General features: G+C 74.8%; 24 protein-coding genes, 1 tRNA gene and 1 pseudogene. 13 read left to right on the top strand and 13 right to left on the bottom strand.

Annotated features, from left to right (window positions below):
• Window positions 1-229: 229 nt before the first annotated feature.
• Entirely contained in the window at window positions 230-730 is a 501-nt protein-coding gene (locus DQ241_RS13920; RefSeq protein WP_113830821.1) for a DUF3145 domain-containing protein, read from the top strand.
• 211 nt (window positions 731-941) lie between these two features.
• Here DQ241_RS13920 and DQ241_RS13925 read toward each other — a convergent pair whose 3' ends face one another.
• The 6 genes from DQ241_RS13925 to DQ241_RS13950 form a co-directional block, all read right to left on the bottom strand.
• Window positions 942-2,357: an acyl-CoA carboxylase subunit beta gene (locus DQ241_RS13925; protein WP_113830822.1), complete on the bottom strand. Its 1,416-nt coding sequence runs from the start codon at window positions 2,355-2,357 to the stop codon at window positions 942-944.
• A 77-nt stretch (window positions 2,358-2,434) separates the two neighbouring features.
• Window positions 2,435-3,676: a beta-ketoacyl synthase gene (locus DQ241_RS13930; RefSeq protein ID WP_113830823.1), complete on the bottom strand. Its 1,242-nt coding sequence runs from the start codon at window positions 3,674-3,676 to the stop codon at window positions 2,435-2,437.
• A 104-nt stretch (window positions 3,677-3,780) separates the two neighbouring features.
• A complete protein-coding gene (locus DQ241_RS13935; protein WP_113830824.1) occupies window positions 3,781-4,023 on the bottom strand; it encodes an acyl carrier protein in 243 nt (80 codons plus the stop codon).
• A gap of 110 nt (window positions 4,024-4,133) precedes the next feature.
• Window positions 4,134-5,102: a beta-ketoacyl-ACP synthase III gene (locus tag DQ241_RS13940; protein WP_113830825.1), complete on the bottom strand. Its 969-nt coding sequence runs from the start codon at window positions 5,100-5,102 to the stop codon at window positions 4,134-4,136.
• Window positions 5,103-5,181: 79 nt separating this feature from the next.
• A complete protein-coding gene (locus DQ241_RS13945; RefSeq protein WP_113830826.1) occupies window positions 5,182-6,381 on the bottom strand; it encodes an acyltransferase domain-containing protein in 1,200 nt (399 codons plus the stop codon).
• A gap of 149 nt (window positions 6,382-6,530) precedes the next feature.
• Window positions 6,531-7,616, bottom strand: coding sequence for a CdaR family transcriptional regulator (locus DQ241_RS13950; RefSeq protein WP_199584546.1), 1,086 nt, complete (start codon window positions 7,614-7,616; stop codon window positions 6,531-6,533).
• A 134-nt stretch (window positions 7,617-7,750) separates the two neighbouring features.
• Between DQ241_RS13950 and DQ241_RS13955 the strand changes: the two genes are divergently transcribed.
• From DQ241_RS13955 to DQ241_RS13965, 3 genes are read left to right on the top strand one after another with little or no spacing between them, the layout of a single operon-like run.
• The gene (locus tag DQ241_RS13955) at window positions 7,751-8,443 is read left to right on the top strand and encodes a phosphatase PAP2 family protein (protein WP_304554826.1); all 693 of its coding nucleotides are present in this window, start codon (window positions 7,751-7,753) and stop codon (window positions 8,441-8,443) included.
• Window positions 8,440-8,988, top strand: coding sequence for a pirin family protein (locus DQ241_RS13960; protein WP_113830829.1), 549 nt, complete (start codon window positions 8,440-8,442; stop codon window positions 8,986-8,988). Before DQ241_RS13955 ends, DQ241_RS13960 begins: the two co-directional genes overlap by 4 nt.
• An 11-nt stretch (window positions 8,989-8,999) precedes the next feature.
• Window positions 9,000-10,205: a M20 family metallopeptidase gene (locus tag DQ241_RS13965; protein WP_113831164.1), complete on the top strand. Its 1,206-nt coding sequence runs from the start codon at window positions 9,000-9,002 to the stop codon at window positions 10,203-10,205.
• Between the two features lie 72 nt (window positions 10,206-10,277).
• Here the strand turns inward: DQ241_RS13965 and aceE are convergent, their stop codons facing one another.
• The gene (aceE, locus tag DQ241_RS13970) at window positions 10,278-13,082 is read right to left on the bottom strand and encodes a pyruvate dehydrogenase (acetyl-transferring), homodimeric type (protein ID WP_113830830.1); all 2,805 of its coding nucleotides are present in this window, start codon (window positions 13,080-13,082) and stop codon (window positions 10,278-10,280) included.
• Window positions 13,083-13,472: 390 nt separating this feature from the next.
• Here aceE and DQ241_RS13975 point away from each other — a divergent pair, with 390 nt between their 5' ends.
• The 5 genes and pseudogenes from DQ241_RS13975 to DQ241_RS13990 form a co-directional block, all read left to right on the top strand.
• Window positions 13,473-13,892: a DUF3052 domain-containing protein gene (locus DQ241_RS13975; protein ID WP_113830831.1), complete on the top strand. Its 420-nt coding sequence runs from the start codon at window positions 13,473-13,475 to the stop codon at window positions 13,890-13,892.
• A gap of 129 nt (window positions 13,893-14,021) precedes the next feature.
• Window positions 14,022-14,483, top strand: a complete 462-nt coding sequence (locus tag DQ241_RS13980; RefSeq protein ID WP_113830832.1) for a peroxiredoxin — start codon at window positions 14,022-14,024, stop codon at window positions 14,481-14,483.
• Between the two features lie 44 nt (window positions 14,484-14,527).
• Window positions 14,528-14,599 (top strand) — tRNA-Val (locus tag DQ241_RS13985).
• A gap of 27 nt (window positions 14,600-14,626) precedes the next feature.
• Window positions 14,627-14,839, top strand: a complete 213-nt coding sequence (locus DQ241_RS20890) for a hypothetical protein (protein WP_199584547.1) — start codon at window positions 14,627-14,629, stop codon at window positions 14,837-14,839.
• Window positions 14,840-14,851: 12 nt separating this feature from the next.
• Window positions 14,852-15,460, top strand: a pseudogene (locus DQ241_RS13990) (alpha/beta fold hydrolase); the annotation flags it as partial.
• Here DQ241_RS13990 and DQ241_RS13995 read toward each other — a convergent pair.
• Together DQ241_RS13995 and DQ241_RS14000 are read right to left on the bottom strand one after the other, a co-directional pair.
• On the bottom strand, window positions 15,457-16,200 hold the full coding sequence (locus DQ241_RS13995; RefSeq protein WP_233492437.1) for a potassium channel family protein: 744 nt from the start codon (window positions 16,198-16,200) through the stop codon (window positions 15,457-15,459). The pseudogene DQ241_RS13990 and the gene DQ241_RS13995 overlap by 4 nt on opposite strands.
• Before the next feature lie 37 nt (window positions 16,201-16,237).
• On the bottom strand, window positions 16,238-17,044 hold the full coding sequence (locus tag DQ241_RS14000) for a triacylglycerol lipase (RefSeq protein WP_113830834.1): 807 nt from the start codon (window positions 17,042-17,044) through the stop codon (window positions 16,238-16,240).
• A 224-nt stretch (window positions 17,045-17,268) separates the two neighbouring features.
• On the opposite strand from DQ241_RS14000, the gene DQ241_RS14005 reads away from it, so the two are divergent.
• On the top strand, window positions 17,269-18,174 hold the full coding sequence (locus DQ241_RS14005; protein ID WP_113830835.1) for an alpha/beta fold hydrolase: 906 nt from the start codon (window positions 17,269-17,271) through the stop codon (window positions 18,172-18,174).
• A 7-nt stretch (window positions 18,175-18,181) separates the two neighbouring features.
• On the opposite strand, the gene DQ241_RS14010 is transcribed toward DQ241_RS14005, so the two are convergent.
• The 4 genes from DQ241_RS14010 to DQ241_RS14025 form a co-directional block, all read right to left on the bottom strand.
• On the bottom strand, window positions 18,182-19,210 hold the full coding sequence (locus DQ241_RS14010; protein ID WP_113830836.1) for an NAD-dependent epimerase/dehydratase family protein: 1,029 nt from the start codon (window positions 19,208-19,210) through the stop codon (window positions 18,182-18,184).
• Window positions 19,207-20,694, bottom strand: coding sequence for a wax ester/triacylglycerol synthase family O-acyltransferase (locus DQ241_RS14015; RefSeq protein ID WP_233492486.1), 1,488 nt, complete (start codon window positions 20,692-20,694; stop codon window positions 19,207-19,209). The genes DQ241_RS14010 and DQ241_RS14015 overlap by 4 nt, the downstream gene beginning before the upstream one ends.
• A 159-nt stretch (window positions 20,695-20,853) precedes the next feature.
• On the bottom strand, window positions 20,854-21,810 hold the full coding sequence (locus tag DQ241_RS14020; protein ID WP_233492438.1) for an alpha/beta fold hydrolase: 957 nt from the start codon (window positions 21,808-21,810) through the stop codon (window positions 20,854-20,856).
• A gap of 47 nt (window positions 21,811-21,857) precedes the next feature.
• Window positions 21,858-23,825: an FUSC family protein gene (locus tag DQ241_RS14025; protein ID WP_113830839.1), complete on the bottom strand. Its 1,968-nt coding sequence runs from the start codon at window positions 23,823-23,825 to the stop codon at window positions 21,858-21,860.
• 71 nt (window positions 23,826-23,896) lie between these two features.
• On the opposite strand from DQ241_RS14025, the gene DQ241_RS14030 reads away from it, so the two are divergent.
• The 3 genes from DQ241_RS14030 (at window position 23,897) to DQ241_RS14040 (ending at window position 26,992) form a co-directional block, all read left to right on the top strand.
• Window positions 23,897-24,736, top strand: a complete 840-nt coding sequence (locus DQ241_RS14030) for a Nif3-like dinuclear metal center hexameric protein (RefSeq protein ID WP_199584553.1) — start codon at window positions 23,897-23,899, stop codon at window positions 24,734-24,736.
• 344 nt (window positions 24,737-25,080) lie between these two features.
• Window positions 25,081-25,821, top strand: coding sequence for a zinc ribbon domain-containing protein (locus DQ241_RS14035; RefSeq protein WP_113830840.1), 741 nt, complete (start codon window positions 25,081-25,083; stop codon window positions 25,819-25,821).
• Between the two features lie 79 nt (window positions 25,822-25,900).
• Window positions 25,901-26,992: a bifunctional RNase H/acid phosphatase gene (locus DQ241_RS14040; RefSeq protein ID WP_113830841.1), complete on the top strand. Its 1,092-nt coding sequence runs from the start codon at window positions 25,901-25,903 to the stop codon at window positions 26,990-26,992.

Consider the following 26,992-nt stretch of genomic DNA (forward strand, 5'->3'; position numbering starts at 1 on the left):
AGACGGGTCGCCATCGCTCGTGGTAATGCCGTTGACCAGCGATTTGACGCGGCGCGCGGACTCATCCGTCACATCTGGCGCATCCGTCGCATCCGCACTGGCGCGAACCCGCATCCATCGTGCAGACTGTCTGCGAGAGCCCTGCTCCGCCACTGCCGAATACAGCGCGTCACCGAATCGATGGGTCCGTAGGGGAAGACGAGACCGATCGAGTCGATGGAGGTGCCCCGTGCAGCGACGGTCTACCCAGGGTGTCGTCTTCGTGCACGCGTGCCCGAAGGCGCTCTGCCAGCACGTCGAGTGGGCGCTGGAACGCGTCGTCGGCGCGCCGGTCTCCCTGTCGTGGGCCGAGCAGCCCGCGGCGCACGGTTCCTACCGTGCCGAGGTCGCCTGGACCGGTGCTCCCGGTACCGGTGCGCGGCTGGTGGCTGCCCTCCGGGCGTGGCCGATGCTGCGCTTCGAGGTCACCGAGGAGGCGAGCCACGGCAACGACGGCGAGCGCATGTCCTACGTGCCGGGCCAGGGCGTGTTCCGCGCCCCCACCAGCGCCAACGGCGACATCATGATCAGCGAGCAGCAGCTGCGGCACCTCGCCGCGACCGCGACCTCGATCGAGGCGTTCCGCCACGGGGTCGACGAGCTGCTCGGCGCGTCGTGGGACGCCGACCTCGAGGTCTACCGGCACGCCGGCGACGGCACCCCGGTCACCTGGCTGCACCAGGTCGTCTAGAGGTCACAGAACGAGCACGACGCCTCGGCCGGCGGGCCGATCGCGTCGTAGCCTGGACCAGGTCGTTCGGGCGCCGTCGGGGAAGCGGCGCCCGGGCGACCTCTTCAGTTCCGGGCGTCCCCCGGCACCCCGACCACGCGGTGCAGCGGTCGCCCTCGCGGTCGACCGCGAGGCGCGCTGCTGCACCGCGTGGATCAGCGTGTCCGACGCGTCAGAGCGGGATGTTGCCGTGCGCGCCGCGCCCGTGGGGGGCCGCGGCCAGCGCGGCCACCAGCCGGCGCTTGGTCTGCGTCGGCTCCACGACCTCGTCGACGACGCCGATCTGCAGCGCCCGGTTCACGCCCCCGGCGATCCGCTCGTGCTCCTCGGCCAGCTGCGCGTGCAGGGCCTCGCGCTCCCCGGGCGGCGCGGCGGCCAGCTTCTTGCGGTGCAGGATGCCGACGGCGGCCTTGGCGCCCATGACCGCGACCTCGGCGCCCGGCCACGCGTAGACCGCGGTCGCGCCCAGCGAGCGGGAGTTCATCGCGATGTAGGCACCGCCGTAGGACTTGCGGGTCACCAGCGTCACCCGCGGCACCACGGCCTCGGCGAAGGCGTGCAGCAGCTTGGCGCCGCGGCGCACGACGCCGTCCCACTCCTGGCCGACACCGGGCAGGTAGCCGGGGACGTCGACCAGCACGACCAGCGGCACCCCGAACGCATCGCACATCCGCACGAACCTCGCAGCCTTCTCCGCCGACGCGGAGTCCAGGCAACCGCCCAGCCGGATCGGGTTGTTGGCGATGACGCCCACGGTGCGCCCGGCCAGCCGGCCCAGGGCGGTGATCACGTTCGGGGCGAACCGCGGGTGCAGCTCCAGGCCGGGCTCGTCGAGGACGGCGCTGATCAGCGGCTTCACGTCGTAGGCCCGCTGCGGCTGCTCGGGGAGCAGGGCGCGCAGGTCGACGTCCGCCTCGTTCTCGGCCGGGGCGAACACCCCCTGGTTGGCGAGCAGGTCGACGGCCAGCCGGGCGGTCTCCAGCGCGGCGGCCTCGGAGTCGGTGACCACGTGCACGACGCCGGACCGGCGCCCGTGGGTGTCGGGGCCGCCCAGCTTCTCCTGGTCGACGTCCTCACCGGTGACCGAGCGGACGACGTCGGGACCCGTGACGAACACCCGTCCGGCCGGCCCCATGATCACCAGGTCGGTGAGCGCGGGACCGTACGCGGCGCCGCCGGCCGCGGCACCGAGCACCACCGAGATCTGCGGGATGCGCCCCGACGCTCGCACCATCGCGGCGAAGACCTCGCCCACGGCGTGCAGGGCGGTGACGCCCTCGGCCAGCCGCGCGCCACCGGAGTGCCAGATGCCGACCGACGGCACGCGCTCGCGCAGCGCGAGGTCGATCGCGTCGACGATGTGCCGGCAGCCGTCGACACCCATCGCCCCGCCCATGACCGTGGCATCGGTGCAGAACGCGACGGTCGACGCCCCCGCGACGGTGCCGCGCGCGGCGAGCACGCCCGAGGTGTCACGGGCGGCCAGCAACTGCATGGAACCGGGGTCGAAGAACCGCTCGAGCCGGTCGTGCGGGTCCCGCGGGTCGGGGGCGGTCACAGCAGGGGGCGCAGCCTGGACTGTTGTCACGGGAACCTCCGGGTCATGTGGCCCCGTCCGGAGGCTCGCCCCGAGCCTGCGAGGGGTGAGGGGGACGGGGTCCTTCGTCAGGCGGTGGTGAAGACCAGCGCGATGTTGTGGCCGCCGAACCCGAAGGAGTCGTTGACCGCGGCGGAGAACGTCGCCTTCCGCGGCTCGCGGCGGACGATGTCGAGGGCCTGGACGGCGGCGTCGTCGTCCGGGTCGTCGAGGTTCGCGGTGGCCGGCACGACCTGGTCGCGCAGCGCCAGGATCGTGAAGACCGACTCCAGGGCGCCGGCGGCGCCGAGCAGGTGGCCGGTCTGGCTCTTGGTGGCGGTGACCAGCACGTGCTCGCCGAGCGAGCCGCGGATGGCGGCGGCCTCGGCGGTGTCACCGACCGGCGTGGAGGTGGCGTGCGCGTTGACGTGGCCGATGTCGGTCGGCGTCAGCCCGGCGTCGCGGACCGCCGCGGCGATGGCCCGCCCGGCGCCCTCACCCTCGGGGTGCGGCGCGACCAGGTCGTAGCCGTCGGCGGTGGCGCCGGCGCCGGCGACCCGGGCGTGGATCGTGGCGCCGCGGGCCTTCGCGGCGTCGGCGCGCTCGAGCACGAGGGCGGCGGCGCCCTCGCCGAGCACGAAGCCGTCGCGGGCCTTGTCGAACGGGCGGGAGGCGCGCTCGGGCTCGTCGTTGCGGGTGGACATGGCGCGCATGGCCGCGAACCCGGCCATCGGCAGCGGGTGCACGCAGGCCTCGGCGCCGCCGACGAGCACGACGTCGGCGCGGTCGAAGCGGATCAGGTCCAGGCCCCAGCGGATCGCCTCCGCGCCGGAGGCGCAGGCGCTCACCGGTGCGTGCACGCCACCCCGGGCGCCGATCGCCAGGCCCACCGCGGCGGCGGGGCCGTTGGGCATGAGCATCGGGATGGTGAAGGGGGAGACCCGCTTGGGGCCCTTCTGCTCCAGGACGTCGTCCTGGCCGAGCAGGGTCAGCGCGCCGCCGATGCCGGTGCCGAAGACGACGGCGATCCGCTCGGGGGCCACGCCGGAGCCCGCCGCGCCGGAGGAGGCCCAGGCCTGCTCGGCGGCGACGACGGCGACCTGCTGGCTGCGGTCCAGGCGCCGGGCGCGGACCCGGTCGATCTGCTCGGTGGGGTCGGCGGCCAGCCGGGCGACCAGCTGCGCCGGGTAGTCCGCGATCCAGTCGTCGGTGATCCGGCTGACCCCCGACCGGCCGGCCAGCAGCGCCTCCCAGGTGGAGTCGACGTCGCCACCGAGCGGGGTCGTGGCCCCGAGCCCGGTGACGACGACGTCAGCGGCGGACGTGCTCATGGAACTTCCTCCTGGGGATGCGGCCGGCCGGCCGGGGGTGGGCCCGAAGGCCCCGTGCAGGGCCCCACCGCGAGCCTGCGAGCGGTGGGGAGCAACGGGTCCTCTTACTGGTTCTTCTCGATGTAGCTCATGGCGTCGCCGACGGTCTTGATGTTGGCGAGCTCGTCGTCCGGGATGGCGACGCCGAACTTGTCCTCGACGGCGGTGGCGATCTCGACCATCGACAGCGAGTCGACGTCGAGGTCGTCGGTGAAGGACTTCTCCGGAGTGGCGTCGGCCGGGGTCACGCCGGCCACCTCCTCCAGGATCTCGGCAAGTCCGGCCTGGATCTCCTGGGTGCTAGCCAACGCGGGTCCTCTCTCTCGGATGGGACGAGCGACCCCGTTCGGGTCGTCGTCGACGTCCGGGACGGGGTGTCCCGGGGTCTGGGGGGAGCGGGTGCGCTCCGGGGCGGCCGTCACGGCAGCCGCAGCACCTGGCCGGCGAAGGTGAGCCCCGCGCCGTAGCCGAGCACCAGCGCGAGGTCGCCGGACTTCGCCTCGCCCGACTCCACCAGCGCGGTGAGCGCCAGCGGGATGGAGGCCGCCGAGGTGTTGCCCGACTGCACGATGTCGCGGGCGATGACGGTGTCCTCGCGGAAGCCGAGCTTCTTGGTCATCGACTCGACGATCCGCAGGTTCGCCTGGTGCGGTGCGAAGACGTCGATGTCGGCAGCGGTGACGCCGGCCTTCTCCATCGCCTCGACCAGCGTCTCGGTCAGCCGGGTGGTGGCCCACCGGTACACGGCCTGCCCGGCCATGGTCATGGTCGACTTCCCGGCCGCGATCTCGATCGCGGAGTGCTGGTCGCCGTCGCTGCCCCAGGCCACCGGGCCGATGCCCGGCTCGTCGGAGGCGCCGATCACGGCCGCGCCGGCGCCGTCGGCGAAGATCACCGCCGTCGACCGGTCGGTCATGTCGGTGACGTCGGTGAGCCGCTCGACGCCGACGACCAGGGCGTTGCGCGCGTCGCCGGTGCGGATGGCGTCGGAGGCCATGCCGAGGGCGTAGCAGAACCCGGCGCAGCCGGCGTTGAGGTCGAACGCCCCGGGCCGCGGGATGCCGAGCTTGTGCGCCACCTGCGGGCCGATGCCCGGGATGGGGACGCGGAGGCTGGCGCTGGCCAGGATCACCAGGTCCACCTCGTCGGTGGCCAGGCCGCTGGCGGCCAGCGCCTTGCCCCCGGCCGCGGCGGCCATCTCGACGAGGGTCTCGTCCTCGTCGGCCCAGCGCCGCTCGGCGATCCCGACGCGCGACTGGATCCACTCGTCGTTGGTGTCCATGACCTGGGCGAGCTCGTCGTTGGTGACGCGGCGCCGGGGGCGGTAGCCGCCGAGCCCGAGGATCCGGGCGCCGGGCGATCCGGCGGGGAGCTGGATGGTGCTCAACGTCCCCACTCCATTCCGTCCTCGTTCCGCTCCTCGGTCGCTGGCGCTCCCTGCGATGCTCGCTCGGGCGTCATGTTCGTCACGAGACCTCCGGGTAGAGACGGGCGATGGGGTCGCCGGCGTCCACGAGGTCCCCCTCGTGGACGAGCCACTCCGCCAGTACCCCGTCGTAGCCCGCCGAGACGTGGATCTCCTCGCGGCGGCTGCGGACGAGGCCGAGCGGCGTGCCGGCGGGGACGGAGGTGCCCTCGGCGATCTCGGCGGGGCTGATCGAGCCGCGGGCGGGGGAGACGACCACCCGCCAGTCGGGCAGGTGCTCGGCCTCGGCACGGCCGCGCTCGGCGTCGATGAGCTCGCGGGCCCGGTCGAGGTCCTTCGGGCCGGCCAGCGTCAGGATCTCGACGCCGGAGCCCTTCCACTCCCGCTTGGCCAGCCCGGCGAGCGCGCCGGCCGGGGGCAGCTCCATCACCGAGGTGACGCCGAGGCCGCGCATGGTGGCGAGGCAGGAGTCGAACCGCACGGGGCTGGTGACCTGGCTGACCAGCCGGCGGAGCGCCTCGGCGCCGGAGTCGACCGCCTGGCCGTCGGCGTTGGACAGCAGCAGCCGGCTCGGGTCGGCCGGGCGCAGCCCGTCCACCAGCCCCTCGAGCTGCTCGCGGGCCGGGGCCATGTACGGCGTGTGGAAGGCGCCGGCGACCGACAGCGGCATGATCCGCGCCTTCGCCGGCGGGTCCGCCTTGAGCGCGGCCAGCCCGTCGAGCGGGCCGGCGGCGACGATCTGCCCCGCACCGTTCATGTTGGCCGGCGACAGCCCGTGCCGCTCGATCGCGGCCAGCACCTCGGCGGGGTCGCCGCCCAGGACGGCGGACATGCCGGTCGGCGTCTGCGCGCAGGCCGCGGCCATCGCGCGCCCGCGCACGGCGGTCAGCGCGATCGCGGCCTCGACGCTCAGCACGCCGGCCAGCGCCGCGGCGGTCAGCTCGCCGACGCTGTGGCCGGCGATGACGACGTCGCGCCCGGCGTGCGGCGTGTGGGTCACCGGACCGGGCAGGCCGCCGAGCTCGCGGGCGATGAACAGGCTCATGGCGACGACCAGCGGCTGGGTGACCGCGGTGTCCTTGATCGCCTCGGCGTCGCCGGTGGTGCCCAGCGTCAGGAGGTCGGCGTCGGCGATGGCGCCGGCCCAGCGGAAGAACGACTCGGCTCCGGGGAGCTCCAGCCACTCGGTGAGCATTCCGGGCTTCTGCGCACCCTGACCGGGGGCGAGGACGGCGAGCACCCCTTCACCCTGCCGAAGAGCGGCCTCCCGCGCGGTGCCGAGCGGCACGAAAGGACACCGGTGATCTTTGGAGGGTTCCTACAGAACTCGCGGCCAGACGCCGGGTGAACTGCGGTCGACGTGGTGGGGATCGCACGAGGAGCGCGTGATCAGTGCCAGAGCGAACGGTCGTCGGCCAGACGGGCGAGGGCCAGCGCGACCTGCAGCGTCCAGCCACCGCGCGGGTCGGTCACGGAGAGCCCGGTGAGGTCGGCGGCCCGCTTCAGCCGGTACCGGACGGTGTTCGGGTGGACGAAGATCGCCCGGGCGCTGGCCTCCAGGTTGCCGCCGCTGGCGAGCACCGCGCGCACCGTCTCGAGCACCCCGCCGCCGGCCGCGGCCAGCGGCCCGGCGACCTGCTCCTGGAGCGCCTGCCGCGCCAGCGGGTCCCCGGCCAGCGCCCGTTCCGCGAGGAGCGCGTCGGCGCTGACCGGCCGGGGCGCCTCCGGCCAGGCCGTCGCGGCGCGCAGCCCGGCCAGCGCAGCCGCCGCGGACTCGCCGGCGCGGCCGAGCCCGTCCACGACCGGGCCGGTGACCACGGGGCCGGGGCCGAACTCGTCGGCCACCCGCTCGGCGACCGACTCGAGGTCCTCGTGCCCGCCGAGCACCACCACCAGCTGCTCGGCGTGCACGCCCACCAGCACCTCGCTGCGCAGCCCCCGGGCGGCGCGGCGGACCGCGGCGTGCGGGTCGTCCACCCCGGCCGGGGTGGCGCCCACGAGCACCATGACCGTGCTCATCGCCGACCAGCCGAGCGCCGCGGCCCGGGCGGCCAGCTCCTCGGAGCGCTCCCCGCGCACCAGCGCGTCGACCAGCAGCGCCTCCAGGCGGGCGTCCCACGCGCCCCGGCTCTCCGCGAAGCTGGCGTAGACGTGCGCGGTGGCGAAGGCGACCTCGCGGCTGAACTGCAGGACGGCCAGGCGCAGCGCGTCCTCGTCGCCCGGCTCGGCGAGCGAGGGGACGTGGTCCTCGAGCGTCTCGACGGTCACCTTGATCAGGTCGACGGTCTGCTTGAGCGCGACCACCCGCACCAGCTCGCGCGGGGCGGCGCCGAACACCTCGCCGGTGAGCCTGGGCGGCCGGCCGGGGTTGCGGCACCACTCGACCAGCGAGGCGATGCCGGCCTGCGCGACCAGGGTGACCCACGAGCGCTGGTCGGCCGGCATGGTGCGGAACCAGGTCAGCTCGTCGTCCATCCGTGCGACGGCCTGCGTCGCCAGCGACCCCGATGACCGTTCCAGGCGCCGGAGCGTGGCGGCGCTCGGGCGGTTCCCCCCGCTGCTCACCCCACCAGCGTGTCACGACGGAGGGCGTCGGGGAGAGTGGTCGGGTGAGCGTTCCCCCGGACGGCACCGCCGTCGTCACCCGGACGCGTGCGCCACGCGTCGGCCCGGCACTGGCCGTCGTCGCTGCCTGCGCGACGGTGGTGGCGCTGCTCGGCGCGGGCGTGCGGGCCGACTTCGGGGCGCAGCTGCGGGTGGACGCCGAGGTCGGCGAGGCGCTCTACGCCGGCGACGACCGCGCCCGGGCCCTCGACTGGCTGCTCGAGGCGCTCACCGCTCCGGGGCTCGCCGTCGTCCGGTACGCCCTCGCGGTGCCCGTGCTGGTCTGGCTGGTGCGCCGGGCGGCGTGGCGGACGGCCGCCTGGGTGGTGCTCGCCGCCGGCTTCGTCTCACCGCTCACCTCGCTGCTCAAGGACGCCTTCGGCCGCGTCCGGCCCGCGTTCGAGGACGGCGGTGCGCGGTACGACTCGCTCAGCTACCCGAGCGGGCACTCCTCGGGCATCGCCACGCTGGTCGCGGTCGGCCTGCTGCTCGCCTGGCCGCTGCTGGCCGCCCGCGCCCGTCGGCGCTGGCTGGCGGCCGGGGTGCTCGCCGTGCTGGTCGTCGGCCTCACCCGGCTGTGGCTCGGCGTGCACTTCCTCAGCGACGTCGTCGGCGGCTGGGCGCTCGGGCTCGGGTGGACGCTGCTCACCGCGGTTCTCCTCGGCGCGCTCCCCGGTGGACGGGCGGCGCTGCGGTGACCGGCCCGGAGCAGGCCACGGTGCTGGCGCCGGACGACGGCTCGCTCGGGCCGCTGCTGCGGGTGTCCGACGACCGGCTCCGGTCGGGGGAGGGGTACGGCCGGCACGAGCACCGCGCGGTCGACGTCGTCGCCGTCGTGCTCGCCGGATCGCTGCGGCACCGCTGGGCGGACGTCCCGGAGCTGACCGCCGGGGACGTCGGCGTGCTGCGCGCCGGCTCGGGGCTGGCGCACGACGAGACGGCCGGCGACGACGGCGTCCGGGTGCTGCAGTGCTACCTGCGGCCCGCCGACCCCGCGTCCCCGCCGTCGCACGAGGTGCTGCGGGCCGTCGACGGCCCGGTCGACCTGCGCCGCCCCGACGCGCGGCTGTGGATCACCCGCGCACGGGGTGGTGCGGCCGTCGACGTCCCGCCCGGGCTGCTGGTCGTGGCGGGGGACCGGTCGGCCACCCGGGCGCACGCCGGCGGGCCGGTCACGCCGGCCGAGGACGCGACCCTGGTCCTCTGGCAGCTGGACGCGAGCCGCCCGGCGTGGGCCGTGTGAGAGTGGAGGGCATGCCGACCAGCCCCGCCGAGCTGCTCTCCGCGGCGTACAACGACGCCGACCGCACCATCGACCTGCGCCGTCGGCTGCACCGCCACCCGGAGATCGGCCTGCACCTCCCGCGGACGCAGGCGGCGGTCCTCGAGGCGTTCGCCGAGCTGCCGCTGGAGGTCACGACGGGGACGACGACCAGCTCGGTCGTCGGCGTGCTCCGCGGCGCCCGCCCCGGCCCCACCTACCTGCTGCGCGGCGACATGGACGCGCTGCCGGTGCAGGAGGACACCGGCCTGCCGTTCGCCTCCGAGGTCCCGGGCGCCATGCACGCCTGCGGGCACGACACCCACGTGGCGATGCTGGTCGGCGCGGCCCGGCTGCTGGCCGACCGGCGCGACGAGCTCGCCGGTCAGGTCGTGTTCATGGTGCAGCCGGGCGAGGAGGGCTTCCACGGCGCCCGCTACATGCTGGAGGAGGGCCTCCTCGACGTCGTCCCGGAGGCGCCGGTCAGCGGTGCGTTCGCGCTGCACATCTCCTCGACCCTGCCCAGCGGCACGGTGAACGTGCGCCCCGGCCCGATGATGGCCGCGGCCGACCAGTGGCGGATGACCGTGCGCGGTCGGGGCGGGCACGCCTCGGAGCCGCACGCCGCCGCCGACCCGATCCCGGTCGCGGCCGAGATCGTGCTCGCGCTGCAGGCGATGGTGACCCGGCAGGTCGACGTCTTCGACCCGGCCGTCGTCACCGTCGCGCACATCGAGGCCGGGTCCACCAACAACGTCATCCCCGACACCGCGTTCCTCGAGGGGACGATCCGGACGCTGTCCCCGGAGCGCCGGGCGGCCGTCGTCGCCGCCGTGCAGCGGGTGGCCACCCACGTCGCGGCGGCGCACGAGATGACCGCCACCTTCGAGCACGACCCCGGCTACCCGGTCACGGTCAACGACGTCGAGGTCGCCGCGCGGGTGCTGGAGACGGCGCGGACCATGCTCGGCGACCCGGCCGCCGTGCTGTCCCGGGCACCGCTCATGGGCGCGGAGGACTTCTCGTACGTGCTGGAGAAGGTGCCCGGGGCGATCGCCTGGCTCGGCGCCTGCCCGCCCGGGACCGACCCGGCCGACGCGCCGCCGAACCACTCGAACCTCGTCGTCTTCGACGAGGAGCCGCTGCCGGCCGGCGTCGCCCTCTACGCGCAGATGGCCCTGGACGCCCTGCGGGGCTAGCTGCCGCCGCGCGGGCCGGGAACGCGGGACGGCCCGCCCCCCGGGGGAGACGGGCCGCCCGCGCCTACCGGCTCACGTGGCCGGGGAGGGGTCGCTCCGCTCCTCGGCCGGGGCCGCCTGCACGTCGCGGACCTGGTACTTCTCCACCGCCTGCCGGACGACGGACCGGTCGACCTGGCCCTCGTCGGCCAGCGAGGCCAGCGTGCGGACGACGATCGACTCGGCGTCCACGTGGAAGTGCCGGCGCAGCGCCGGGCGGGTGTCGGACAGCCCGAACCCGTCGGTGCCCAGCGAGGTGAGCCCGCCCGGCACGTAGGGCGCGATCAGGTCGGGGACGGCGCGCATCCAGTCCGACACCGCGACCACCGGCCCGGTCGTCTCCGACAGCCGCTGCGTCACGTACGGCGTCTGCGGGTCCTCCTCCGGGTGGAGCAGGTTGTGCTCGGTGACCGCGTCGGCCTGCCGGCGCAGCTCACCCCACGAGGTCACCGACCAGACGTCGGCCGAGACGTTCCAGTCGTTCGCCAGCAGCTCCTGCGCGCGCAGCGCCCACGGCACCGCCACGCCCGAGGCCAGCACCTGGGCCTTCGGCCCGTCGGTCTGCGGGCCCTCGGCGTAGCGGTACATGCCGGCCAGCAGGCCCTGCACGTCCAGGCCCTCCGGCTCGGCCGGCTGCACGAACGGCTCGTTGTAGACGGTCAGGTAGTACATGACGTCCGGCGAGCGGTGCCCGCCCAGCGGAGCGCCCGGGTCGTCGCCGTACATGCGGACCAGGGCGTCCCTGGTGATGTGCGCGACCTCGTAGGAGAACGCCGGGTCGTAGGACACCACCGCGGGGTTGGTGTGCGCGAGCAGCAGCGAGTGGCCGTCCTCGTGCTGCAGCCCCTCGCCGTTGAGCGTCGTCCGGCCGGCCGTGGCACCGAGGACGAAGCCGCGGGTCATCTGGTCGGCCGCCGCCCAGAAGCCGTCACCGGTCCGCTGGAACCCGAACATCGAGTAGAAGATGTAGATCGGGATCATCGGCTCGCCGTGCGTGGCGTAGGCGCTGCCGACGGCGGTGAACGACGCCGTGGAACCGGCCTCGTTGATGCCCTCGTGCAGGATCACGCCCTGCTCGGACTCCTTGTAGGCCAGCATCAGCTCGCGGTCGACCGAGGTGTAGCGCTGGCCTGCCGGGTTGTAGATCTTGTGGCTGGAGAACAGGCTGTCGAGCCCGAACGTCCGGGCCTCGTCCGGGATGATCGGCACGAAGCGCGGGCCGAGCTCCTTGTCCTTGAGCAGCTCTTTCAGCAGGCGGACGAACGCCATCGTCGTCGCCACCTCCTGCTTGCCCGAGCCGCGGCGCAGGACCTCCAGCGCCTTGTCGTCGGGAGCCTTGAGCGCCTTGGCCTCCGACCGGCGGCGCGGGACGGCGCCCCCGAGCTGGCGTCGGCGCTCGAGCATGTACTCGAGTTCCTCGGAGCCCTCCGCCGGCCGGTAGTAGGGCGGCAGGGTCTTGTCCAGCGCCGAGTCGGGGATGTCCAGGTAGAGCCGGTCGCGGAAGGCGGCGAGGTCCTCGGCGGTCAGCTTCTTCATCTGGTGCGTGGAGTTGCGGCCCTCGAAGTGGCTGCCCAGCGTCCAGCCCTTGATGGTCTTCGCGAGGATGACCGTCGGCTGGCCCTTGTGCTCCTGCGCCGCCTTGAACGCGGCGTAGACCTTGCGGTAGTCGTGCCCGCCGCGGGAGAGGTTCCAGATCTCCTTGTCGCTCATGCCCTCGACGAGCTTGCGGGTGCGCGGGTCGCGGCCGAAGAAGTGCTCGCGCACGAAGGCGCCGTCCTCGGCCTTGTAGGTCTGGTAGTCGCCGTCGGGCGTCTGGTTCATCAGGTTGACCAGGGCGCCGTCGCGGTCGGCGGCCAGCAGGCCGTCCCACTCCCGGCCCCAGATCACCTTGATGACGTTCCAGCCGGCGCCGCGGAAGAACGACTCCAGCTCCTGGATGACCTTGCCGTTGCCGCGCACCGGCCCGTCGAGCCGCTGCAGGTTGCAGTTGATGACGAAGGTGAGGTTGTCCAGCTCCTCGCGGGCGGCCAGGCCGATCGCGCCGAGCGACTCGGGCTCGTCCATCTCGCCGTCGCCGAGGAAGGCCCAGACGTGCTGGTCGGAGGTGTCCTTGATGCCGCGGTCGTGCAGGTAGCGGTTGAACCGCGCCTGGTAGATCGCGTTGAGCGGGCCCAGCCCCATGGAGACGGTCGGGAACTCCCAGAAGTCGGGCATCAGCCGCGGGTGCGGGTAGGACGACAGCCCGCCCCCGGGGTGGCTGACCTCCTGGCGGAACCCGTCGAGCTGCTGCTCGGAGAGCCGGCCCTCGAGGAAGGCGCGGGCGTAGATGCCGGGGGAGGCGTGGCCCTGGAACCAGATCTGGTCGCCACCGCCGGGGTGGTCCTTGCCGCGGAAGAAGTGGTTGAAGCCCACCTCGTACAGCGACGCGGAGGAGGCGTAGGAGGAGATGTGGCCGCCGACGCCGATCCCGGGCCGCTGGGCGCGGTGCACCATGATCGCGGCGTTCCAGCGGATGTAGGCGCGGATCCGGCGCTCGACGTGCTCGTCGCCGGGGAACCACGGCTCGCGCTCCGGCGGGATGGTGTTGATGTAGTCGGTGCTGCGCAGCGAGGGCACGCCGACCTGCTGCTCGCGGCTGCGCTCGAGCAGCCGGAGCATGAGGTAGCGCGCGCGCTCGCGACCGGCGTGGTCCACGACGGCGTCGAGGGACTCGACCCACTCCTGGGTCTCGTCGGGATCGGTGTCGATCAGCTGGCTCGCCAATCCGCTGGTGATGACCGGGCGGGGCTGGCCTGCGTCGCGGGCGGGGTCGCCGTCCGGCTGCTGCGGTGCACTCATGCCCCCATCGTCTCCCCTCGGGGAGGTTCGCGTCACGCCTCCCGGCCACTGGACGGAGTGTCGGACCCGGGTCGCCGACCCGGCGCAGGCTTGCGCACGGGCGGTCATGCCCTACGCTTCCGCCCACGTGGCCCGGTGGAACGGGTCCCGTACCGGACGTCCGGCCGCACCGGCCGGACGCGCTCGACGTCGAGAGGGGTGACATGACCAGGCAGCGGGTTCTCCCGCCGGTCGTGTCCGAGCCCTGCTGCCCCGCCCGGGGGCCGTCCTCGTCACCGAACCGGTACCTCCGCCCGTGACGCGTCCGCGCGCGAGCAGCCCTCCGACAGGGCAGCATCCACCCCACCACCAGCGAACAGCAGCAGGTCCACCCATGGAGGAGCAGCAGGGATGAGCGTCGACAGCACCGGCATGGCGGCCCGGCTGGGCATCAAGCCGGGCATGGTCGTGCAGGAGCTCGGCTGGGACGAGGACGTCGACGAGGACCTGCGCGACGCGATCGTCGACGCTGCCGGAAGCGACATGGTCGACGAGGACACCGACGAGGTGGCCGACGTCGTGATCCTCTGGTGGCGCGAGGACGACGGCGACCTGTTCGACGCCCTCACCGACGCCATCACGTCGCTGGCGGATGAAGGTGTCGTCTGGCTGCTGGTCCCCAAGTCGGGTCGGCCGGGGCACGTCGAGCCCGGCGACGTCACCGAGGTGGCGCCGACGGCGGGTCTCTCGCAGACCAGCAGCATCTCCGCGGCCAAGGACTGGTCGGGCATCCGCCTGGTCTCGCCGAAGGCCGCCAAGAGCCGTCGCTGATCGAAGTCGAAGGACCCCGTCCTCCTCATCCCTCGCACGCTCGGGACGAGCCTCGGGACGGGGCCGCTTCCAGCACGTCACCTGGGGGCCGTTCCAGCGCCTCACCTGCGGTGCGGCACGATCGGTGGCATGAGCCTCTCCGTCGGTGACGTCGCGCCCGAGTTCAGCCTCCCCGACCAGGACAAGCAGGTCGTCTCCCTCGCCGAGCTGCGGGGCACGCCCGTGCTGCTGGTCTTCTACCCCTTCGCTTTCTCCGGGATCTGCACCGGCGAGCTGTGCCAGCTCCGCGACGAGCTGGCCAACTACACCGACGCCGGCGTGCGGGTGCTCGCGATCAGCACCGACCCGGTGTTCACCCTCAAGGCATTCAAGGCCCAGGAGGGCCTGGACTTCCCCCTGCTCAGCGACTTCTGGCCGCACGGTGCGACCGCCCAGGCCTACGGCGTCTTCAACGAGAAGGCCGGCATGGCGCTGCGCGGGACGTTCCTGATCGACGCGGAGGGCCGGATCGCCTTCGCCGAGGTCAACCAGCCCGGCGACCCGCGCGAGCAGTCCGGCTGGAAGGACGCCGTCGGGCAGTTGGCCGCCTGACGAGGGGACGCCCGGGGTCGCATCACTACCCTGGGGCGTCCCGGGGGCGCGTAGCTCAGCGGTAGAGCTCTCGCCTTACAAGCGAGCGGTCGCAGGTTCGAACCCTGTCGCGCCCACCCCTGCTCCCCGTCTAGCGTCCCGCCGTGCCCACCTACCCCGGAGCCGACGGCGCCGCGCTGTTCTACGACCGGCTCGGCGACGGCGACGGCGGTGCCCCGCCGCTGGTGGTGATCGCCGGCGGGGCCGCCCTCCACCCGGCCTATCTCGGCGACCTCGCCGGGCTGCCGGCGGTGCGGCCGCTGGTCGTGCCGCACCTGCGCGGGGTGGGGGAGTCCCCGGGCCCGCCGGCGTCCTAGTGGCAGCAGGCAGAGGACGTCGAGGCCCTCCGGCAGCACCTCGGGCTCGAGCGGCTCGCGGTCGCCGGTCACTCCGCGGGCACCCGGCTGGCGCTGGCGTGGGCGGCGCGGTTCCCCGAGCGGGTGGACCGGCTGCTGCTGATCACCCCGCCGGCCCGGGTGGTGCCCGCTGCCGTGGCCGACGGCGGCGCGCTGCTCGACGCCCGCCGCGGGGACCCGGCCGTGGACGCGGCCGTGGTCGCGATGGAGCAGGGCCCCGACCTCACCGACGACGAGACGTTCAACGCCTACTTCCGCGCCGTCGCACCGTTGAGCTACGCCGCCTGGACCGGGCGGGAACGCGCCCACGCGGAGGCCTGCCGCTTCGACAAGGACGCGATGCTGGCCTACTTCGCCGTCGAGCCGCCGGCCGACCTGCCGCAGCGGCTGGCCGCGGTGACCGCCCCCGTGCTGGTGGTGGCCGGGGCGCAGGACGCGCCGGTCGGGCCTACCCCGCCGCGCGTCGTCGCCGGGCTGTTCCCGGCCGGTGACCTGGCGGTGCTGGACCGGTGCGGGCACTTCCCGTGGGTGGAGCAGCCCGGGGCCTTCCGCGCCGCCGTCGACCCGTTCGCGTCCGCCTAGGCCGGCGGCCGTTCGGCGGCGCCGGTCTGCCGTTCCAGCTGCTCGCGCAGGGCCGCGACCTGCGCGGTCAGCGCGGCGATGTCGCGGCGGGTGACCGCCTCGGACGCCTCGTCGGCCTGCTGCACCTTCTCGACCAGCCAGGACGCGACCGACGCGGTGACCGTGCCCAGCAGCGCGATGCCGACCAGCATGAGGCCCGCGGCGATGAGCCGGCCGGTGCCCGTGACGGGGAACCGGTCGCCGTACCCGACGGTGGTCACCGTGGCGAAGGACCACCAGAGGGCATCGGGGAAGTCGGTAACGTTCGCCTCGGGGTGGCCGCGTTCGGCGTCCAGCAGCGCGACGGCCGACATGAACATGACGAGGCCGGTGGCCGAGCCGACGTAGGTCAGCACCCGGCCGCGCAGGGCGCCGCCGGCGTAGCGGTTCAGCACGTTGAGCACCGTCACCAGGCGCAGCAGCCGCAGCGGGCGCAGCAGGGGCAGCACGACGACGGCGAGGTCCAGGAGGTGCCCGCGCACGAACCGCCAACGGTCGTCGGCGAGCACGAGACGGGCCGCGTAGTCGACGGCGAACGCCGACCAGGTCACCCAGGTCACGACCTCGCACGTGACCAGCCACGGGCGCGACAGGCCCGTGTCCAGGACCGGCCAGGCGTAGGCGACCAGGAAGAGGACCGACGCGACGGTGAGCGGCCAGTCGGCCCGCTCCTCCCATCGTCGGCTGCGCGGGATCGTCACCGGCAGAGGATGCCACCGGTGGCGGGAGGCGGTGGCGTCAGGCGGCGGGGGAGTGCGCCGCCAGCGGGTTCCCGGCCGCCGGCTCGGCCGGCCGGGGGAACGCGGGACGCAGGAACCGCGGGGGCTGGAAGGGCGACCAGGTGCCCTCCGGCTGGGCCAGCCGGTCGGTGATCGCCCAGATGGCGGCCGGGTGGTGCCCCAGGCCCAGGTGGCTGGCGGTCACGGCGATGTTCTCGCAGCGCTCGCCGGGGGTGTCCAGGCAGGTCTGCCAGTGCACGATCCCGTCGAGGTGGGAGTAGATGGAGGTGGCGGGCACCGGCAGCGGGACGCCGGGGGGCTCCAGCGGCAGGGTGCGCTGCTCCACGTGCAGGTGCGAGAAGCGGTCGAACACCCGGGCCGCGCGCGTCTGGCTGTACCGGGCCAGCCGGAACGGGCTGCCCAGGGTGATCACCTGGCGCACCGAGTCCGGCGACCGGCGGGCGAGGTCGCGGGCGAAGATCCCGCCCAGGCTCCAGCCGATGAGGGTGACCGGGCGCTTGTAGCGCCCGTGCAGGTAGTCGAGCTTGTCGCGGAGGCCGTTGACGCACAGCGCGGTCGGGCCGATGTTGCGGCCCAGGCCCCAGCCGTGGACCCGGTAGTCGAGGCGGCGCAGGGTGGCCCGCAGGACGCGGGTCGAGGCGTCGTCGGCCAGCAGACCCGGGACGACGAGGACGGGGTGCCCGTCGCCGCGCGGCAGCCGGGGCGTCAGCGGGCGGGCGGCCAGGTACAGGCCGAAGTCCGCGACCGCGCGTCCGGGTTCGCTCAGGTAGAGCGGGAGACCCGGCCCGTCCTGCCGTGCTGCCACATCGACCTCCGAGGTCCGAGAACGCGTTACGCCCCAGTACCAAGATGCGCTCTGGCTCACACTCCGTTCATCGAACGCGCGGGCACATGTTGCCCAAATGTGTCCTGCGTCATAAGTCGACGTCACCATGGACCGGTATGCCGCGGGACGGAAGGCCTGCTGACGCGCCATGTCGCACGGCGTGCCACCGTACGGAGGACGACGCGACGCGGAGGGACGATCGGGTGGCAGAGCAGGCGCCAGGGGAGAGCCGCACCGTGGACCTGGACGGCCCGGTGCACTACGTCGACTTCGGCGGGCCGGAGGACGCCCCGCGGGTGGTCCTCGTGCACGGCCTGGGCGGCTCGCACCTGAACTGGGACGTGCTCGCCCCGCTGCTGCGACCGCACGCCCGCGTGCTCGCCATCGACCTCCCGGGGTTCGGCCGCAGCGAGCCGGGGGAGCGGCGGGCCACGGTGCAGGCCAACGTGGCCGTGCTCGACCGGTTCCTGGCCGAGGTGGCCGGCGAGCCGGTGGTCCTGGTCGGCAACTCGATGGGCGGGATGATCTCGATCCTGCAGGCGGCCGCGCACCCGGGGTCGGTGAGCGGGCTGGTGCTGCTCGACCCGGCCGTCCCGGGGCCTCGTCGCAAGCTCGACCCCCTGGTGGCCGCCACCTTCGCCCTCTACGCCGTCCCCTTCCTCGGTGAGCGCTTCCTGTGGCTGCGGCGCAGCCGCACCACCCCGCTGCAGCGCGTTCGGGAGACCCTGCGGCTGGTCGGCGTCGACCCCGACGAGCTGCCGCCGCACGTCATCGACCGCTCCGTCGTGCTGCTCGAGGAGCGCCAGGACGTGTCGGGCATGGACAAGGCCTTCCTCGTCGCCGCCCGGTCGCTGCTCATCCAGCTGGCGGCACCGCAGCGCTACCGCGAGGCCATGGAAGCGGTCACCGCACCGGTGCTCCTCGTGCAGGGCGACCGCGACCGGCTGGTGTCGGTCCACGCCGCCCGCGACATCGCGCGACGGCACCCCCGGTGGCGCTACGTCGAGCTCGCCGGTGTGGGGCACGTGCCGCAGCTCCAGGTGCCCGACCGGGTGGCCGAGGAACTGCTCGGCTGGCTCGCGCAGACCCCTGGCGCGCAGCGGGCCTGACCGGCGGTCAGCCGTCGAGCGTCGCGCGCAGCGCCTCCAGGCCGGTGTACCGCGGGCGCCAGCCCAGCTGCTCGCGGGCCCGCGTGGTGTCCATGATCGCCGGTCGGGTCGCGGCCTCCACCCACTCGGCCACCGGCGGCAGGAACGGCAGCCGGGTGACCGCCCGGGCCGCGGCCTGCCCGGCGCCGGCGGGCACCGGGATCGGCAGCGCGCCGAACTCCCGGGCGACGTCGCCCGCGGTGAGCACCCCGTCGCCCGCGATGTTGTAGGCGCCGGGCGGGCCCGCTGCGACGACGCACAGCTGCAGCGCCTGGCCCACGTCCTCCTCGTGGACGAACTGCAGGGGCAGCTCCGGGACGACGACGGGCACCGGCAGCGGCAGCCGGCGGGGCCGGGAGAACAGCCGCCGGCCGAGCGGTGCCAGCGGGCCCGGGAGGACGTCCTTGGCGCCGACGACGTTGGGGCCCAGCACGACCGGCGGGCGCAGCAGGTAGAGGGCGAGGTCCGGCGCGGTCGCCTGCTCCTGCTCCAGCAGCTGCTCGAGCTCGGCCTTCTCCTGCGCGTAGAACAGCCGGGACGCCGGCCGGGTCGGCCAGTCCTCGCCGATCAGCGCCGGGTTGTCGGGGTGGAAGCCGTAGGCGGCCACCGACGAGGCGTACACGAACCGGCGGGCGCCGACGGCGGCCGCGGCGCGGAAGACGTTGAGCGTGCCGTCGACGTTGATCGCCCGGGTGGTCTCGCGCGAGGCGTTGCCCGTGATCAGGAAGGCCAGGTGCACGACGACGTCGGCCCCCCGGAACGCCTCCAGCAGCGCACCGGAGTCGCGGACGTCGCCCTGCCGGTACTCCATCTTCGACCAGCCGCGCGCGGCGGGGTCGAACGGGCGGCGGGCGATGCCGATGACCCGGTCGACGCGGTCGTCCTCCTGGAGGAGCGGGACCAGGCCGGCCCCGAAGGTGCCGGTGGGTCCGGTGACCGCGACGGTCAGGCCGCGCTCACCGGTCGGGCCGGGACGGCGCTTCCGGGCCGGGCTCACCGGGCGGCTGCCGACGCCGACCGCTTCCGCGGCTTGCGCGCGCGGCCGGTGCCCGGCGGTGGTGAGGGGGTCGCGGGCTGCTGCACCTCCGGTGTCTGCTGCTGGGCGCGGGCGTGCACCAGGAGCTCCTCCAGACCGCGGCGGATGCCGTTGGAGAGCACGTCGACGTCGGGGAAGGCGTCGAAGTCGGCGTTGATGCCGAAGGTGATCGTGTCGAGGTAGCTGAAGATCCCGATCGAGCAGCGGGTGCCGCCGGCGATGGGCACGTAGGCGTGCGCCGAGCACATGCGCCGGCCGAGGACGTACAGCGGCACGCGCGGGCCGGGCACGTTCGTGGTCACCGCCTGGCACCACATCTGCCCGGCGTTCACGGCGGCACGGACCCCCGCGGCCAGCAGCGTCGGCGCGACGAAGTCGCCCATCGCGATGATCGACGGCACGTCGACCGCCTGCATCGCCTTCTTGTACTCGTCCATCTGCCCGCGGATGCTGCGCAGCCGGGACAGCGGATCGGGGTCGCCGACGGGCAGGTCGACGAAGACGGCGGACACCCGGTTGTCCAGGGTGCCGCGCTGGCCCTCCGAGCGCACCGACACCGGCACCATCGACCGGACGACGAGCTTCTCCGACGACAGCTCGCCGCGGGCCTTCAGCAGGTCGCGGAACCCGGCGGCGATCGCGGTGAGGACGACGTCGTTGACCGTGCCGCCCAGGGCCGTGCGCGCGGCCTTGAACTCGTCGAGCTGGCCGCTGGTCCAGGCCCAGCGGCGGTGGGGGCCGATGGGCCCGTTGAGCGAGCGGGCGGTGGGTGTGACCGCCTGCTTGGCCAGCGAGGGCAGCGTGGACGCCAGCGTGCGCCCGGACTCGAGCAGCCCCTTGGCCGTCCGCGAGACGGAGCCGGCGCCGGGCAGCGAGGTCACCTGGCGCAGCGGGTGGCTCACCGCGTCGGCGACGGCGCCGGCGACCAGGGCCGCGTTGGACGGGCTGCGCTGCGGCGTCCAGTCGCGCGGCTCCTCGTGCTGGGCGTCGGGGGAGAGGTCGAACATCAGCTGCATCAGGTCGGTGCCGGCGACGCCGTCGACCATGCAGTGGTGGACCTTGGAGATGATCGCCCAGCGCCCTTCGGCCAGGCCCTCGACCAGCCACAGCTCCCACAGCGGCTTGGCCATGTCGAGGCGCTGGCCCAGCACCCGGCCGGCCAGGTTGCGCAGCTGCTCGTCCGACCCGGGGCTGGGCACGGCGGTGTGCCGCACGTGGTACAGGATCTGGAAGTGCGGGTCGTCCACCCACATCGGGCGGCCCAGCTGCATCGGCACCTCGCGCACCCGCTGCCGGTAGCGGGGCACCAGCGGCAGCTTGCCCAGCAGCAGCCGGACGATGTCGCCGTAGGACGGGGCCGGGCCCTCGAAGACCGCCACCGATCCGACGTGCATGGGGGTGTTCTCGTGCTCGGCGAAGTAGAAGCCGCTGTCGAGCGCGCTCATCCGGTCCACGTTCAGCTCCTCACCGCCCGGCGTCCGCTTCTGGGACGCCCCGGCAGTTCCACGTCGTCGGGGTGGCAGCGAAGCTAGGGCCGGAGCCCTGGCCCCGCAAACCGGCCGTGTGATGGCGACCACAGGAGTCGTGCCCCGGTTACCGCCCGGTCAACCGGACTTCCGGAACCCGCCGTCCACGCGGTCGAGCAACGTGAGGAACGCCTGGTCCACGACCTGGTTACGGGTGAGGTTGACGCTGTGCCCGGCCCCTGGGACGACGACCAGCTCGGCGCCCACGGCCTCCGCGATCCGCCGTCCGTGGGCCGCGGGGGTGAGCCGGTCGTGCGTCGCGGCCACGACGGTGACCGGCACCCGCCGCAGCACCTCCAGCGCCGCCGTCTCGTCGTGGTCGAGGAACGTCGCGTAGAAGGCGGCGGCCACCGGGTAGGGCGTCTCCTCGAGCAGCTGCTGCACCAACCGGACGTGCGCGGGGGTGGCGTCGTCCCGGCCGAACAGCAGCCGACGGGTGAACCAGCGGCCGAAGGCGCTGCCCCGCCACCGGAAGCGCTCGAGCAGCGGGGCGACGAGCTGGAGCAGGCGCAGGTAGAACGGCAGCAGCCGGAGCCGGCGGATCAGCTGCACGAGCCGGCCGAGGACGCCGGTCTCGACCAGGCCGCCGGCCGAGGTGGCCAGCAGGAAGACACCGACGACGCGGGTGCCGAACAGCTCGGGCCGCTGCCGGGCCAGCGCCAGCACGCTCATCCCGCCCATGGAGTGCCCGGCCAGCACGACGGGCCCGGACGGCGCGGTCGCGTCCAGCACCTGCCCCAGGTCGCGGCCGGTACGGTCGATCGTCGCCTCCGACAGCGGCGTCCACCCCGACCGGCCGTGCCCGCGGTGGTCCCAGAGCACGACCCGGGCGCGGTCGCGCAGCGCGGCGCGCTGCAGCTCCCACTCGGCCAGCCGGGCGGTGAACCCGTGCGACAGGACCACGGTCAGCGGCGCGTCCTCCCGCCCGTCGACCTCGACGTGCAGGTCGACGCCGTCGTCGGTGCGGACGGTCCGCGATCCCGGCGGCGGCGGTCCGGTCAGGGGCGGGAGCTCGAGCACGGGTTCGGGGCGCACACCGCTCATCCGAGGGTGCCGCGGTCGCCGGTGCAACCGCAGGCCGGTCAGCGCTCCCCGGCGGCTCTCCGGCCGGGGGCGTTCTCCCGCACCAGGCGGCGGGCGGTGTCCACCTCGCGGGCGACCGGGGCGAGCACGCCCTCGGCCAGCAGCTCCGCGTCGTCGTCCGCTGCCGATGCCCGCACGTCGTCCTCCAGCTGCCGGATCGCCCGCCGCAGGACGGCGACCTGCGCGAGGTCGGGGACCGGCTCGCCCTCGCGGGTCGCGATCACCGCCTCGGTGACGGCGTCCGCGGTCCGCTCCAGCTGCACGATGACCGGCCACCAGGCGGCCGCACGGGTGCTGATCGGCGGGGGCTCGGCGAGTCGGCGCTGCAGCTGGGTCTGCAGCTCGGTGAGCGCCCGGTAGGTGCGCCGGCGCGCCCGCCGGCGATCGGCCGAGCTGCCGGTGAACGCGGCCTCGACGAACCCGTCGAGGGCCACGGCGGCGTCGCGCAGCGCCTGGTCCAGCGGTGCCCGCCAGGTCTGCGGCCACAGCAGGTACCCGAAGACGAGCACGATGGCGCAGCCGATGAGGGTGTCGGTGAGCCGCTCCAGGACCAGGCTGGGGTCGTCGAGGGCCAGGTCGAGCATCAGCAGGATCACCGGGGTCTGGAAGACCGAGAACAGGCCGAAGTTGGCCGCCCGGGCCCACGGCAGCACGCCGGCGAAGACGGCGATGGCCAGGACGAGCCATCCGCTGCGGGGGAACGCGGCCAGCAGCGCCGAGCCGAGCAGCACCCCGAGCAGGGTGCCGGCGCCGCGCTGCACCGCCCGGCCGAACACCGATCCGAAGTCGGGCTTGAGCACGATCGCCACGGTGAGCAGCACCCAGTAGGGACGGTGCGTGGGCAGCCACTGGCGGGCCACCTCGGCGATGCTCATGCACAGCGTGAGGCGGAGGGCGAACGCCCGGCTGTCGGCGCTGGCCAGCGTGCGGTCGACCAGCTCGCGCGCGCGGGCCCGGCGGTCGAGCGCAGGGCTCGGGGCGGCGGCCCCCGCCCGTTCCTCGGGGTCGCCGACGACGTTCCACACCAGCCGGACGCCGTGCCGCACGGCCCGTCGGACGGGCAGCCCCTCCTCGACCGGTGCCGGGCGCTCGCCGGGCAGCTCCCGGTCGCCGGTGAGCGCCGCCGCGAGGTCCCGCGCGGCCGCGACGTCCACCGGATCGGCCGGCACCCGTGCGCGGGCGGCGGCCACCGAGGCCTCGACGAGCGGAGCGGCGGAGTTGAGCACCCCGGCCAGCTCGGAGAGCTCGCGCACCCGCCCGGCCATGTGGCTGCGGCTGCGGATCACCCGGTCGTAGGCGGCGTTCAGCGCGGTGGTCAGCGCACGCCGGGCGTCGTCGGCGTCCTCGGGGCGGCCGGCCTCCAGCAGGTCGGCGATCCGGGAGAAGACGGCGGCGACGGCGGTGCGGTCGGGATCCGCGGCCTCGGTCGCCGTCTGGACGAGGGTGAGCGCGGTCGCCCACGCGGCGCCCACGAGGAAGCAGCCGATCTCCTCGTACCAGGACAGCGACGACGCGAAGCCCGACGCCAGCGCGGTGTAGACCAGCAGCTGCAGCGAGGCCAGCGACATCGTGGCGTTCACCTGGCTGATCAGCGCCGCGGCCGCGGAGATCAGCGCGATGACCAGCACCGGCGCCCACCCGCCGCCCTCGGCGAACCCGCCGACGACCAGCCCGAGCACGCCGAACGCCGTCGCCGCGGTGGTCCGCCGCAGCTTGTCGCGCAGCGGCCCCGCCTGCGGGGCGAGGGTGGCGACGAGGGCGCCCATCGTCGCGAAGACACCGGCGCTCAGGGCCGCCCCGGGCCGCACGCCACCGGTCGCCGCCACGGTCACCGCCAGCGGTGCGGGGATGGCGACGGCGAAGCGGGCGACGTCCCGCCAGGGCACCGGCGGCCGGTTGGTGCGCACCAGCTCCTCGAGCCAGGCCGGCGCGTGCAGGCTCCTGCTCCTGCCGCCCGCGCCGCTCACGCCCGAAGCTTGTCACCGACCGCCCGGCCTCCGCCGGAGGGCGGGGCGGGTGCTCCGTTACGGTCCGAGCCGTGACCGTGCTGCTCGGCGAGGTGCTCGCGGCCCTCGAGGCCCGCTACGACCCGGCGCTGGCCGAGGGCTGGGACGCCGTCGGGCTGGTGTGCGGGGACCCGGCCGAACCGGTGCGCCGCGTGCTGTTCGCCGTCGACCCCACGACCGCCGTCGTCGACGAGGTGCTGGAGACAGGGGCGGACCTGCTGGTCACCCACCACCCGCTGCTGCTCAGCCCGGTGCACGGCGTGCCCGCCGACGACCCGAAGGGGCGCGTGGTGCACCGGCTGGTCCGCGCGGGTGCGGCGCTGTTCGTGGCGCACACGAACGCCGACCGCGCGCCCGACGTCGGGGTGAACGCGGCGCTCGCCGGCGTCCTCGGGCTCGTCGGAGCCGTGCCGCTCGAGCCGGTGCCCACGGATCCGCGCGCCGGCCTGGGCCGGATCGGCGAGCTGCCGCAGCCGGTCTCCCTGCGCGGCTTCGCCGACCTGGTCGCGCGGGCGCTGCCGGCCACCGCCGGCGGGGTCCGGATCGCCGGCGACCCGGACCGGGAGGTGCGGCGCGTCGCGGTGTGCGGCGGCAGCGGCGGCTCGGTGCTCCCCGCCGCGGCCGCCGCCGGGGCCGACGTGCTGCTGACCAGCGACCTCAAGCACCACCCGGTGTCCGACGCGCTGGAGGTGCCGGGCCCGGCGCTCTGCGACGTCGCGCACTGGGCCAGCGAGTGGCCGTGGCTGCCGGTGGCCGCGCGCACCCTGCGGGCGGACCTGGGGGAGCGGGTGGAGGTGGCCGTCTCCACCGTCCGCACCGATCCCTGGACGCACGCCACCGGACCGCTCGGGGACGGCGCACCAGCCGGGTAGTCGAAGGACCCCCGTGCCCCCCACCGCTCGCACGCTCGCGGCGGGCCCTGCACGGGGGCCGACCCACCGGACCTCCCGGGTAGTTGAAGGACCCCCGTGCCCCCCACCGCTCGCACGCTCGCGGCGGGGCCCTGCACGGGGGCCGACCCACCGGACCTCCCGGGTAGTCGAAGCACCCCCGTGCCCCCCACCGCTCGCACGCTCGCGGCGGGGCCCTGCACGGGGGCCGACCCACCGGACCTCCCGGGTAGTCGAAGGACCCCCGTGCCCCCCACCGCTCGCACGCTCGCGGCGGGGCCCTGCACGGGGGCCGACCCACCGGACCTCCCGGGTAGGTTCTTCCCGTGAAGGTCGACCACTTCGAGCAGCAGAAGCTCCTGGACCTCGCGGCGGAAGACGTCGCGCTGACCCAGCTGGCCCATCGCCGGAAGAACCTGCCGGAGGCCGCCGCGGTCGAGAGCGCCGAAGAGGCCGAGCGGGCGCTGGCCGGCGACGTGGTGCGGGCCGAGACCGAGGTCCGCGACCTCGAGCGCGACGTCAAGCGGCTCGAAGGCGACGTCGACACCGTCCGCCAGCGGGCCGCCCGCGACCAGCAGCGCCTCGACGCCGGCGGGGTCAGCGCCCGGGAGACCACGAGCCTGCAGCTGGAGCTGGAGTCGCTGGGCCGCCGGCAGGCCGACCTGGAGGACCAGGAGCTCGAGCTCATGGAGCGGCTGGAGACGGCCGAGAAGGCGCTCGCCGCGGCGCGCGAGGGGCACGAGAAGGCCCGCGCGGAGCTGGAGCGGGCCACGCAGCTGCGCGACGACGCGCTGGCCGACATCGCCGACGGCACCAGCCGGCACGAGGCCGCCCGCGCGGCGGTGGCCGGCGGCATCTCCGCTCCGTTGCTGTCGCTGTACGACCGCATCCGCACCCAGACCGGCACCACCGGCGCCGCCATGCTCAAGGCCCGCCAGTGCCAGGGCTGCCGCATCGAGCTGTACGGCAACGAGCTGAACGCCGTCCGCAACGCCGATCCGCACGAGGTCGTCCGCTGCGAGAACTGCGGCCGGATCCTGGTGCGCACCGCCGAGTCGGGGCTGTGAGCCCCGCGAGGACGACGGTCGGGGGAGCACCGCAGGGAGCGCCAGCGACCGAGGAGCGGATCGAGACCGGAGTCGAGCTGTGACCCGCCGGTTCGTCGTCGAGGCCGACGGCGGGTCCCGGGGCAACCCCGGCCCCGCCGGTTACGGCGCCCTGGTCCGCGACGCCGACACGGGCAAGGTCCTGGCCGAGCGCGCCGCGTCCGTCGGCCGGGCGACCAACAACGTCGCGGAGTACGGCGGCCTGGTCGCCGGCCTGCAGGCGGCGCTCGACCTCGACGCCTCCGCCGAGGTCGAGGTCCGGATGGACTCCAAGCTCGTCGTCGAGCAGATGTCGGGCCGCTGGCAGATCAAGCACCCCGACATGCGCCAGCTCGCGCTGCAGGCCCGCGCCATCGCCTCGAAGCTCGGCGGGGTCCGCTACACCTGGGTGCCGCGCGCGCAGAACGGTGCCGCCGACGCCCTGGCCAACAGCGCGATGGACGGCAGGCCGGTGCACCGCGACGCCGCGGCCGAGCCGAGCGTCGCCGAGACCGACGTCCAGCCCGAGGAGCCGGCACCGGCGATCACCACCGTCACCCACCTGCTGCGGCACGGGCAGACCGAGCACACCCCCGAGCGTCGTTACAGCGGCCGCAACGAGCTGCCGCTGTCGCGCACCGGCCGGGCCGAGGCCGAGGCCGCGGCCGCCCGCGCGGCCCAGCTGGGCATCGAGGTCGTGGTCGCCTCACCGCTGCGGCGCACCCGGGAGACCGCCGAGATCGTGGCGGCCGAGCTGGGCCTGCCGGTGCAGTTCGACGACGACCTGGTCGAGCTCGACTTCGGCGACCTCGAGGGCCTGACCGCCGACGAGGCGCGGAGCAAGCACCCGCTCGCGGTCCGGCGGTTCGCGACCGACGTCCGGGTGGCCGCTCCCGGTGGCGAGTCGGTCGCCGACGTCGCCGCGCGGGTGGCCCGGGCCCGCCGCCGGATCCTCGAGCGGCACGCCGGCCGGACCGTGCTGGTGGTCAGCCACGTGACACCGATCAAGCTGCTGCTGGCCGCCGGGCTGGGCGTGGCCGAGGACGTCGTCCACCGGGTGTTCCTCGAGGCGGCGTCGCTGTGCACCGTGGCCTGGTCGTCGGACGGCCGGTCCGCGGTGCGGCTGGTCAACGACACCGCGCACCTGCGCTGA

Source organism: Blastococcus sp. TF02A-30, from assembly GCF_003319185.1.
GTDB lineage: Bacteria > Actinomycetota > Actinomycetes > Mycobacteriales > Geodermatophilaceae > Blastococcus.

Bases quoted from the DNA above. Each gene is read 5' to 3' on its own strand.
- DQ241_RS13980 (WP_113830832.1), top strand. From the start codon at position 14,022: ATGAGCCTCTCCGTCGGTGACGTCGCGCCCGAGTTCAGCCTCCCCGAC.
- DQ241_RS13950 (WP_199584546.1), bottom strand. From the start codon at position 7,616: ATGGACGACGAGCTGACCTGGTTCCGCACCATGCCGGCCGACCAGCGC.
- aceE (WP_113830830.1), bottom strand. From the start codon at position 13,082: ATGAGTGCACCGCAGCAGCCGGACGGCGACCCCGCCCGCGACGCAGGC.
- DQ241_RS13965 (WP_113831164.1), top strand. From the start codon at position 9,000: ATGCCGACCAGCCCCGCCGAGCTGCTCTCCGCGGCGTACAACGACGCC.
- DQ241_RS13930 (WP_113830823.1), bottom strand. From the start codon at position 3,676: ATGAGCACGTCCGCCGCTGACGTCGTCGTCACCGGGCTCGGGGCCACG.
- DQ241_RS13975 (WP_113830831.1), top strand. From the start codon at position 13,473: ATGAGCGTCGACAGCACCGGCATGGCGGCCCGGCTGGGCATCAAGCCG.
- DQ241_RS14015 (WP_233492486.1), bottom strand. From the start codon at position 20,694: ATGAGCGCGCTCGACAGCGGCTTCTACTTCGCCGAGCACGAGAACACC.